The organism is Dyella sp. (genome assembly GCF_035508675.1).
GTDB lineage: Bacteria > Pseudomonadota > Gammaproteobacteria > Xanthomonadales > Rhodanobacteraceae > Dyella_B.
This window is the reverse complement of record NZ_DATJMN010000245.1, coordinates 1-10118: the sequence shown is the minus strand read 5'-3', so window position 1 is coordinate 10118 and position 10118 is coordinate 1. Positions and strand designations below refer to the sequence as shown.

Annotated in this window: 9 protein-coding genes; 5 read left to right on the top strand and 4 right to left on the bottom strand. The window is 63.9% G+C overall.

The window, feature by feature from the left end; genetic code table 11:
* The 3 genes from VMA74_RS12945 to VMA74_RS12935 form a co-directional block, all read right to left on the bottom strand.
* Positions 1 to 205 (bottom strand): XAC0095 family protein (locus tag VMA74_RS12945; RefSeq protein ID WP_325367575.1); only part of this gene is annotated, 205 nt, incomplete at its 3' end.
* Between the two features lie 656 nt (positions 206 to 861).
* Positions 862 to 1782, bottom strand: coding sequence for a ribose-phosphate diphosphokinase (locus tag VMA74_RS12940; protein ID WP_325367573.1), 921 nt, complete (start codon positions 1780 to 1782; stop codon positions 862 to 864).
* On the bottom strand, positions 1779 to 3329 hold the full coding sequence (locus tag VMA74_RS12935; RefSeq protein WP_325367571.1) for a thymidine phosphorylase family protein: 1551 nt from the start codon (positions 3327 to 3329) through the stop codon (positions 1779 to 1781). Before VMA74_RS12935 ends, VMA74_RS12940 begins: the two co-directional genes overlap by 4 nt.
* A gap of 391 nt (positions 3330 to 3720) precedes the next feature.
* On the opposite strand from VMA74_RS12935, the gene VMA74_RS12930 reads away from it, so the two are divergent.
* Positions 3721 to 6108, top strand: coding sequence for a phosphoketolase family protein (locus VMA74_RS12930; protein WP_325367569.1), 2388 nt, complete (start codon positions 3721 to 3723; stop codon positions 6106 to 6108).
* Positions 6109 to 6207: 99 nt separating this feature from the next.
* On the opposite strand, the gene VMA74_RS12925 is transcribed toward VMA74_RS12930, so the two are convergent.
* Positions 6208 to 6741 carry a DUF3011 domain-containing protein gene (locus VMA74_RS12925; protein ID WP_325367567.1) on the bottom strand — a complete coding sequence of 178 codons (534 nt, stop codon included), beginning with the start codon at positions 6739 to 6741 and terminating at the stop codon, positions 6208 to 6210.
* A 361-nt stretch (positions 6742 to 7102) separates the two neighbouring features.
* Between VMA74_RS12925 and VMA74_RS12920 the strand changes: the two genes are divergently transcribed.
* From VMA74_RS12920 to VMA74_RS12905, 4 genes are all read left to right on the top strand, one after another.
* Positions 7103 to 8671 carry a GMC family oxidoreductase gene (locus VMA74_RS12920; protein WP_325367565.1) on the top strand — a complete coding sequence of 523 codons (1569 nt, stop codon included), beginning with the start codon at positions 7103 to 7105 and terminating at the stop codon, positions 8669 to 8671.
* A gap of 114 nt (positions 8672 to 8785) precedes the next feature.
* Complete coding sequence (locus tag VMA74_RS12915) at positions 8786 to 9277, top strand: DoxX family protein (RefSeq protein WP_325367563.1); 492 nt, start codon at positions 8786 to 8788, stop codon at positions 9275 to 9277.
* Complete coding sequence (locus VMA74_RS12910; protein WP_325367561.1) at positions 9274 to 9750, top strand: hypothetical protein; 477 nt, start codon at positions 9274 to 9276, stop codon at positions 9748 to 9750. Before VMA74_RS12915 ends, VMA74_RS12910 begins: the two co-directional genes overlap by 4 nt.
* The coding region (locus VMA74_RS12905) for an SMP-30/gluconolactonase/LRE family protein (RefSeq protein ID WP_325367559.1) at positions 9743 to 10118 on the top strand (376 nt) is incomplete at its 3' end. The genes VMA74_RS12910 and VMA74_RS12905, both read left to right, overlap by 8 nt.

The following is a 10118-nucleotide window of genomic DNA, read 5'->3' as shown; positions in this document are numbered from 1 at the left end:
GCCTTGCGTTGATCGCTTCAAAGATGAAATACAACTCGGCGCGACCGATGGTCATCACGCCGTTGCCGTTCTCGGCGTTGTCCTCGTTATAGGTGATGTGCGCCATCAGGGTCAGCATGTCCTGCAGGTCTCTGAGGGTTTCGTAGCTGTCGCTGGACAATAGATAGATGTGCGGTCCGTAGCGGCCGCCTTGCATGTCTTTCATGGTGGTTCTCCACACGCTTAGGTCACGCCGCGTGTTGCACGCGGCGTGAAGGGCTTTCAGGAAAAATCCTGCTCGCTATGTCGGAATCAGCTGCTTCCGCTTCGACGAATGCCCACTTTGGCTCGACGCGGCGCAGTCTGCGCGGCGGTGAAGTAGGAGAAATGCACCAGGGTGGGAGCACGAAGGCGTGCGGGTGCCGTATGATCGAGGGTAACCATTGTCAACTCTCTTGTTAGTTGGTGGTGGCCAGCGGATCGCTTTGAGCGCTCACTCGGGCGATCCGCGCTTACTTCACTCATGTCGGGCGTGTCGCGGTCATCTTGTTGGATGGGCACGCCCGACAGCCGCACCTTCGCATAAAACACGCTTTGTTATCTGTCAGGGGCGGGTGCTTTGATGTGTTGGTGAATGCCTACGTGATGCAGGCAAAAGCGGTGAGACGCGACATCCACGCGGCTGGACCGACGGGCGCCAGACTGCAGCGAAATGGGTTGTGCGCCGCATGGTCCGCCGCTCTACTTGCTCAACCGGAACCACCTACCGACGCATCCGCCGCAACGAAAACCGCGCCGGCTTGCACAACCCCAGCAAGGATGCGATGGCGAGCACGCCATCCACGATCGACGACATCACCGATAGGCGCCGCACGACCCGCCTCATAGCGACACCTGCTGGGTCCCCGTCACGGTCGCCATGCTGCACACATCCATCAGCGCTTCGGCCACCACCTTGCTGATATCGATCTGCGTGGTCTCCGACATGATGCTGTTGGTGGTCACCACGTCGCCTGCGTTCTCGCCACGCAACGCCTCCAACGCACCGTCCGCGAAGACGCCGTGCACAGCGACGCACACCGGCTTCGCCGTCGTATAGGCGCGCAGGCTGCGCAACGCCTGCAACAGGGTTTGCCCGCTGGCGATGATGTCGTCGAGCAGTACCGGCGTGTGATCCAGCCATCGACCCAACTCCGGCAGGTGCACGGTCACCTCGCGATCGCCGCGACGTTCCTTGTGCGCCATCACGCTCGGTGCGCATAACAGGTTGGCCACGGCGGTCACCCATTGCCGGCTTTCCTCGTCGGGGCCGACGATCAACGGACGTTCCACGTGCGAGGCAATCCATGCGGTCAGCTCCGCGGCGGCATGCACCATGCGCACCTGGCGCGAATAGATCTGGCCCAGGCTGTGGTAGCGATGCAGATGTGGGTCGACCGTCACCAGTGCATCGAATGTGTTGTCCAGCCATTCGCCGAGCAGCTTGGCCGAAATGGCTTCGCCAGGATGGAACCGCGCGTCCTGGCGCATGTAGGCCAGATACGGTGCCACCAGCACGACGCGCCGTGCGCCCAGTTCGCGCAGCGTGGCGGCCGCCATGGTGAGCGGCCACAGCTTGGGATCGGGTCGATCCAGCGTGCACACCAGCACGGCCTGCTCGCCCTTGGCTGGCACATCCACGCTGACGCGTGTTTCGCCATCCGGAAAACGATGCAGAAACAATCCGGCCCGGCTGTAACCGGTGTGCTGGATCAGCAGCTCGGCAAACATTTCGTTGCCGGGCATCGCATAAATCATGGTCATGAGAAAGCCTCCACGCCGATGATGCCGGGGTGCCGCGACACGTATTCCATCGCGTACGCGAGTTCGCCGGGACTTTGCGCATGCAGCGTAAACAGCGCCTGCCCGGCGGCGACGGTGTCGCCCAGATGCACGTCCAGCGCAAGGCCGGCCAATGGCGAGGCGGGCGCACCGGCCAATTTGGCGACGCGCGACAGACGGCGGTTGTCGATGCACGTCACCTGGCCGGAACGAGGCGCCGGCACGGCTTGCTGATAGGCCGCCCTGCCCGGCATGCGCATGCCGCCTTGCGCATTGCAGATCGCCTGAAAGCGCCGCCACGCGCGGCCGGAAACCAGGCATTCCGTCGCTGCGTCGAGTGCACGATCGGCGGATGCCACGCCGCCCAGCTCCAGCACGGCAGCCGCCACGTTCAACGCGTGCGCGCGCAAATCGGCGGGGGCATGCGCTTCATTGCGCAACACGGCCAATACGTCACGTGCCTCCAGCGCGGGGCCAATGCCGCGACCGACCGGCTGCGTGCCGTCACTGACCAGCACGCGCAGTGTCAGGCCGAACGCGGTGCCGACCTGCAGCAGCAGTTGCGTCAGCGCTTGCGCTTCGGCCTGGTCGCGTACTTTCGCGGTGGGTCCCACCGGGATGTCGATCACCACGTGGGTGGAACCGGCGGCGATTTTCTTCGACAGCACCGACGCCACCATCTGCCCGGCACTGTCGATATCCAGCGCGCGTTCGATATGGATCAACAGATCGTCTGCCGGCGCCAGATTCATCGCACCGCCCCAGGCGATGCATCCGCCGCAGCTTTGCACCACCTGGCGCAACTGCGCTTCATCCAGTTCCACCGGCGCCAGCATGGCCATGGTGTCGGCCGTTCCGGCCGGCGAGGTGATGGCGCGCGAGGATGTCTTGGGCATGGTCAATCCCAGCTCCGTCGCGATCGCCACCACGATGGGCGTGGTGCGATTGCCGGCCAGGCCGCCGATGCAATGCTTGTCGACCACCAGCGGCTGCGACCAATGCAATTGCCGGCCGGTTTTCACCATGGCGCGGGTCAAGGCGATCACTTCGCCGGGCGTGAGACGGTTGCCGCTGGCGGTGATGAATGCCGCCATCTCGATCCTCGAATAACGATGCGCCACGATGTCGCGCACGATCGCCTCGAGCGCGCCGGCATCGAGTTCCTTGCCAAAGATCTTCGCACGCACGTGCGCCATCGAATCCACGTTCGGCGGATGCGCGATGGTCACCTTTTCGCCCGGCATGGGCTGCAAGGCCAGCCATGCCGATTCGGAAAGTCCGGCTTCATCCGCCGCCAGCCAGCCCGGCTGCACCAGGTTGAGCGTGGCCAGGATCTCGCGCGCGCCGATCCGCAATGACAGCCGCGAATGCGGCCCGAAACCTTCGCTGCGGCAAATCGGCGAATCCGCTTCCAGGTACACCACGTGTTCGTAGCCCGAATCGATGCCGAGACGGCGCCATGCGTTTCCTTCCAGGCGCGGCCTGGCGAAACCGGTGGTCTTCTTGGGCTGCATGAAAGGCGTGGACATGCTGGGCAAACCGGCAATGGCGATGATGCCAGTCTGCGGGGACGCGGACCGGCCGCAGTTGATATCGGTCAATCGCTTCGCATGTCGCACACCACGCCGCTTGCTTGATCTTCATCAACATGCAGCGCGCATGGCCGTGGAATGTTCGTATCGCGGCCGGGGTGGTTCGGACCGGGCAGTCCATGGATAGCTCTCTCCGATCCGTGGGCCACGCACCGATCCGATGTGGTGGCCGCACCTTCCGCTGCTCGCACGCCCCGACGTCGACGGCGGAAGGTTTTTTTGTTGCTGCGGATGCCGGAATGTCATTCCTGCCCACGCTTGATGCACATCAAGCCTCGATCTTGCGAGCGGCGTACAACAATCCAAAACCTTGCCGCGGACACTCGCCATGCCGAACCCACTGTCACTCCAACAACTGCAGCGTATGGATGCGTACTGGCGCGCGTCCAATTATCTCGCCGTGGGCCAGATCTACCTGCGCAGCAACCCGCTGCTGGAAGAACCGTTGCAACGCGAGCACATCAAGCCGCGCCTGCTGGGGCACTGGGGCACGACGCCGGGCTTGAACATGCTGTACGTGCATCTGAACCGCTTGATCAAGCAGCATGATCTCAACGTGCTGTTCATGACCGGCCCCGGCCATGGCGGCCCTGCGCTGCTTGCACAAACCTATCTGGAAGGCTCGTATACCGAGCGCTATCCGGCGATCGAGCGCAACCGCAACGGCATGGCACGCTTGTTCCGGCAGTTCTCCTGGCCGTACGGCGTACCCAGCCATGTCGCGCCGGAAACGCCCGGCTCGATCCACGAAGGCGGCGAGCTGGGCTATTCGCTGGCGCACGCGTTCGGCGCGGCGTTCGACAATCCCGACCTGATCGTCGCCTGCGTGGTCGGTGACGGTGAAGCGGAAACCGGTGCGCTTGCCACCAGCTGGCATTCCAACAAGTTCCTCAATCCCGCACGCGATGGCGCGGTGCTGCCGATCCTGCATTTGAACGGCTTCAAGATCGCCAACCCGACCCTGCTCTCGCGCATCAGCCGCGAAGAGCTGGTCGATCTGTTCCATGGCTACGGTTACGAGCCATGGTTTGTCGAAGGCCATGATCCGCTGGTCGTGCATCAACGCCTGGCCGAGCAACTCGACGGCATACTTGCCAGCATCCGCGCCATCCAGCAGGCCGCGCGCAATGGCAAGGATGTCACGCGCCCGCGCTGGCCCATGCTGATTTTCCGCACGCCGAAAGGCTGGACCGGGCCGAAAATCGTCGACGGCCTCCCGGTGGAAGGCACTTGGCGCGCGCATCAGGTACCGCTGGCGCAATTCGACCAGCCCGAGCATGTGGTCCAGCTTGAAGCCTGGATGAAAAGCTATAAGCCGGAGGAGCTGTTCGATGAGCACGGGCAGTTCCGCGACGAATACGCTGCATTGGCGCCCACCGGCCATCGCCGCATGGGTGCCAATCCGCACGCCAACGGCGGCGAGCTGCTGCAACCGCTGGTGATGCCGCACTTCCGCGAGCATGCCGTCGAGGTGCCGCAGCCTGGCACCGTCACCGCGGAAGCCACGCGCGTGCTGGGCGGTTTTTTGCGCGAAGTGATGCGGCTCAACCTGGAGCAAGCCAATTTCCGCCTGTTCGGCCCGGATGAAACCGCATCCAACCGGCTCGATGCGGTGTACGACGTGTCCGGCAAGACCTGGCTGGCCGGCATCGAGGCCAACGACAATCACCTGTGCAGCGACGGCCGCGTGATGGAAGTGCTCAGCGAACACCTGTGCGAAGGCTGGCTGGAAGGCTATCTGCTCAGCGGCCGGCACGGCTTGTTCTCCTGCTATGAAGCCTTCATCCACATCGTCGATTCGATGTTCAACCAGCATGCGAAATGGCTGAAAGTCAGCCGCCATATCCCGTGGCGCGCACCGGTGGCATCGCTCAACTATCTGCTGACATCGCACGTATGGCGGCAGGATCACAACGGGTTCTCGCACCAGGACCCCGGCTTCATCGATATCGTGGCGAACAAGAAGGCCGAGGTGGTGCGCATCTACCTGCCGCCGGACGCCAATTGCCTGCTGTCGGTGGCCGATCACTGCCTGCGCAGCCGCAACTACGTCAACCTGATCGTGGCCGGCAAACAGCCGTCGTGGCAGTGGCTGGACGCCGAGGCGGCGGCCCGGCACTGCGCCGCCGGCGCCGGCATCTGGGAATGGGCCAGCAACGACGATGGCGACCCGGACGTGGTGATGGCCTGCGCCGGCGACGTACCCACGCTGGAATGCCTGGCCGCGGTAACGCTATTGCGCGGTTATCTGCCGGATATCCGTATCCGCGTGGTGAACGTGGTGGACCTGATGGTGTTGCAGCCGCAGTCGGAACATCCGCATGGCCTGTCCGATCGCGACTTCAACGCCTTGTTCACCTCGGGCAAGCCGGTGATCTTCGCCTTCCACGGCTATCCGTCGCTGATCCATAAACTGACCTACCGCCGCAGTTGCTCCGACCGCATCCACGTGCGCGGCTACAAGGACGAAGGCACCACCACCACGCCGTTCGACATGGTGGTGCTCAACAACCTCGACCGTTACCAGCTTGCGCTCGACGCCATCATGCGCATTCCGCGTTTCAACGCGCACGTCCGCCATGCGATCGAGCGTTACTGGGCGATCATGGAGCGGCACAAGCTGTATATCAGCGAACATGGCGAGGATATGCCGGAGGTGCAGGCATGGCGCTGGCCGGCGCAGGCGTTGGCGGGGAAGCCGGTGGTGCAGGTGTAGGTGGCAAGCTCACCTGAGTGTTGTTTCGGAGCTAGTCGTGATTCCGGCCTTCGCCGGAATCACGATGCACTTCGAATGGAATGACGTAACCGTCAGTTTTCAGCGAAGTCGTTCGATCACGAAATCCGCGCGGCAGCCCTGGTCCACCCAGATGCCGTCGCGGTTCCAGCCCCAGCTGCGCCCTTCGCGGCAATCCGCGCCGGAAAGCCGGTTGACGATACGCACCGAATCATTCCGATCCAGGTTCACGCGGCACAGCTGGCGGTTGCCGCCACGGCTTTCGCAACGCAACTGCTGCGTTGCACCCCAGCCGGGTGGACGCCCCGGCCCCGGTCCGCCGTAGGACGGCCCGCCAAAGGCCGGCCCGAACTGTCCACGGCAACCTTTGTCCACCCAGATGCTATTGCGGTCGAAGCCCCAAGTCTGGCCGCGTATACAACGCGTTTTGGACATTTGCTGCATCAGCGCCGCATCGCGCCACGGCACCTGGCAGCGAGCGAAGCGGTTGTCGTTGCTGGCGCAATACACTTGCGGCGCCTGCTGCGCATGAACCGGCGCGGTAGCCGTCAACCCCGCCACGCCCATCGCCAGCGTGGCCGCCGTACTTGCCAGGAATTTGCCGATTGCGCTCATAAAGCACTCCTTTTTTGCTGCGCAAGATATTTCGATGAAGACGATAGCCGCATCGTCCAGGCAAGTCATGCGCTGCCCGGAGCGCATGAAAGCGACAGTTCATGTTGAGGCCGCCCGGCACGGTACGTAGGTGGGCGCTGAGCGCATGCGAACCCCAACACCGCCATGCAAGAGGGCTCGCTGCGCTCGCACCCCACCCCGGCCCTCCCCCCGGATCAAGTCCGGGGCAGGCTCTACTTCGCAGGCGAGGGAGTGATACGTATTCAGCACTAACACAACTTTCTTCCCTTCTCGGCGCCATCGCGACGGCATGTCCCCCATGCTTGGCTGAATATCGCTTCTGCAAGCACGCGCGCTCCCCATGCCAGACCAGCACTACGACATCATCGTGATCGGCAGCGGCCCCGGCGGCGCTTCGCTGGCGCAGCGCCTGGCGCCTAGCGGCAAGCGCATCCTGATGATCGAGCGCGGCGACTACCTGAAACGCGGTATTGAAAATTGGGATGCAAAAACCGTCTTCGTCGACAATGCCTACCTGCCGAACGAAACCTGGTATGACCGCGGCGGCAATCCTTTCCATCCGGGCCTGCATTACTTCGTTGGCGGCAACTCCAAGATGTACGGCGCGGCGCTGTTTCGCCTGCGCGCCAGGGATTTCGAAGCGGTGCCGCACGCCGATGGCATGTCGCCGGCATGGCCACTGAGCTACGCCGATTTCGAGCCGTACTACACACAGGCCGAACAGTTGTTCCGGGTGCATGGATTGCGCGGCGAAGATCCCACCGAGCCGCCCGCCAGCGCGCCGTATCCGTTCGCGCCGGTGTCGCACGAACCACGCCTGCAGCAGCTGCACGAGGATTTCGCCAGACAGGGCGTACGCCCTTTTCACATGCCGCTGGGCATTCTGTTGGACGAACGCGACGGCAAGGTCGCCCCTACCAGCACCTGTATCCGCTGCGCGGCGTTCGACGGCTACCCGTGCCTGCTCAACGGCAAGGCCGATGCGCAGGTGATATGCGTCGATCCCACGCTGGCGGCGCATGCCAACGTCAGCCTGCTCACCAACACCTGCGCCACGCGGCTGCAGACCGATGCCAGCGGCCAACGCGTCTCGGCGGTGCAGGTGGAACGCGAAGGACGGTACGAACAGTATTCGGCAGACATCGTGGTGGTCGCCTGCGGCGCGCTCAGTTCAGCGCTGCTGCTGTTGCGCTCGGCCAACGCGCAGCATCCCGACGGGCTGGCCAACGGCTCGGGCATGCTCGGGCGCAACTATATGCGGCACAACCAGTCGGTGATGATGGCGGTATCGCGCGAACGCAACGACACCGTGTTCCAGAAAACGCTGGCGGTAAGCGACTACTACTTCGGCGCCGACGATTATCCCCATCCGCTGGGCCTGATCCAGATGACCGGCAAATCGCACGCCGATACCTTGCGCGGCGAAGCGCTGCCGGGATGGCTGGAATGGCTGCCGGAGTTTCCGTTCCACGACATCGCCCACCACGCGCTGGATTTCTGGCTGTCCAGCGAAGACCTGCCGCGACCGGAAAACCGCGTGCGCCTGGAGCGCGATGGACGCGTGGTCCTGGAGCTGCACGCCAACAACCTGCAAGCGCACGAGCGGCTCAAGCAGAAACTGAAGGCGCTGGTGCGCGGTGCGGGCAAGCATCCGTTCGAGCGGCGCTTTGAAGTGGGCAAGGACATTCCGATTGGCGGAACCGCGCATCAGGCGGGTACAGCGCGCTTCGGGCGCGATCCGCGCAGCTCCGTGCTGGACATCCATTGCAAGGCGCATGAGCTGGACAACCTGTACCTGACCGACGCGAGTTTCTTCGTATCGATCGGCGCGGTGAACCCGACGTTGACGATCATCGCCAATGCCTTGCGCGTGGCCGATCACATCAAGGAGCGCCTGGGTGTCGGCTAGATCCGCATGCGCACCGCTAACCGTTCCCTCCCCTGCTTGCAGGGGAGGGCTAGGGTGGGGTGCGAGCGCAGCGAGCGGCGCAAACCAAACATTGCCGCAAAGTGAGGCCCGCCCATGACCTGGCTCGACACCATCGGCATCCCGCTCCTGATCCGCATCTGCCTGGTGGTGCTGTTCCCCTTCAGCGCACTCGACAAGATCATCAACTGGGACGAGGCGCTCAAGCAGGCCAATTCCAGTTTCCTGCCGGGCGGCCCCGTGCTGCTGATCCTGGGCATGCTGCTGGAACTGGCCGGCTCGGCCTGCATCGTGGCCGCGTGGCACGACCGGCTCGCGGCCTTACTGATGGCCGGCTATTGCGCCGTCACCGCCCTGCTCTATCACAACTTCTGGGCCTACCCGGATTTCTGGGCCAAGGGCGCCAGCGTGGCGCGCACGCACTTCTGGGATTTCCTGAAGAACTTCGGGCTGGTGGGCGGCATGTTGTTGATCACCTTCGGCACCGCGCTCGCGCCACTGCACCAGGTGGTTACGCATCCGCTCGCTTCCACGCCGGCCTACGCACCTGCTGCAGCCGCAGCTTCTTCTGCGAGGTCAACACCATGAGCAGCTATCCGGACGCGCCGAACCAACCGGTGTTTCATTACTGGCAGATCTGGACGGACGACCAAGGCGTCAGCCATCAATCGCGCTGCCAGCTCAACCAGTTCGCGCAGCAAAGCATGGGCGGCGCCGCGCCGCAGTGGAACGACACGCTTGTGCCGCGGCAGGCCACGGTGGTGTTTTCCGTGATGCCACGTGGCTGGGTGGGCGAATGGCACGAGAATCCGCATCCGCAATGGATCGTGCCGCTATCCGGGCGCTGGTTTGTGGAAAGCATGGATGGCGCGCGCGTGGAAATGGGGCCGGGCGAGGTGTCCTTCGGCGGCGACCAGCACTGCGTGGCCGATGCCGCCGGACGCAAAGGCCACCGCTCCGGCGTGCTCGGCGACGAACCGGCCGTGCTGATGCTGGTGCAACTTGAACATCCCGGCGCGCGCGGGCGGCCGGCGAACGCAACGGAGGACGTGCATGGATAACATCGAAGTGGTCGATCCGCGTTTTCACGCGATGATCCTGCCCAACGCGCCGCTGGAAAAACTGGCCGACGGTTTCCGCTGGCTGGAAGGACCGGTGTGGTTCGCCGATCACAACTGCCTGTTGTTCAGCGATATCCCGAACGATCGCGTGATGCGCTGGAGCGAAAGCGGCGGCATCTCCGTGTTTCGCCAGCCGTCGCATTTCGAGAACGGCCACACGCGCGATCGCCAGGGCCGCCTGATTTCCTGCTCGCATCGCCATCGCAACGTCACGCGCACCGAGTGGGACGGCAGCATCACCGTGCTGGCCGGCAGCTTTGAAGGCGCGCGGCTGAATGCGCCGAACGACGTGGTGGTGAAATCCGACG

Coding starts and splice junctions, on each gene's coding strand:
- VMA74_RS12925 (WP_325367567.1), bottom strand. CDS start 6,741: ATGAGCGCAATCGGCAAATTCCTGGCAAGTACGGCGGCCACGCTGGCG.
- VMA74_RS12940 (WP_325367573.1), bottom strand. CDS start 1,782: ATGACCATGATTTATGCGATGCCCGGCAACGAAATGTTTGCCGAGCTG.
- VMA74_RS12935 (WP_325367571.1), bottom strand. CDS start 3,329: ATGTCCACGCCTTTCATGCAGCCCAAGAAGACCACCGGTTTCGCCAGG.
- VMA74_RS12930 (WP_325367569.1), top strand. CDS start 3,721: ATGCCGAACCCACTGTCACTCCAACAACTGCAGCGTATGGATGCGTAC.
- VMA74_RS12915 (WP_325367563.1), top strand. CDS start 8,786: ATGACCTGGCTCGACACCATCGGCATCCCGCTCCTGATCCGCATCTGC.
- VMA74_RS12910 (WP_325367561.1), top strand. CDS start 9,274: ATGAGCAGCTATCCGGACGCGCCGAACCAACCGGTGTTTCATTACTGG.
- VMA74_RS12920 (WP_325367565.1), top strand. CDS start 7,103: ATGCCAGACCAGCACTACGACATCATCGTGATCGGCAGCGGCCCCGGC.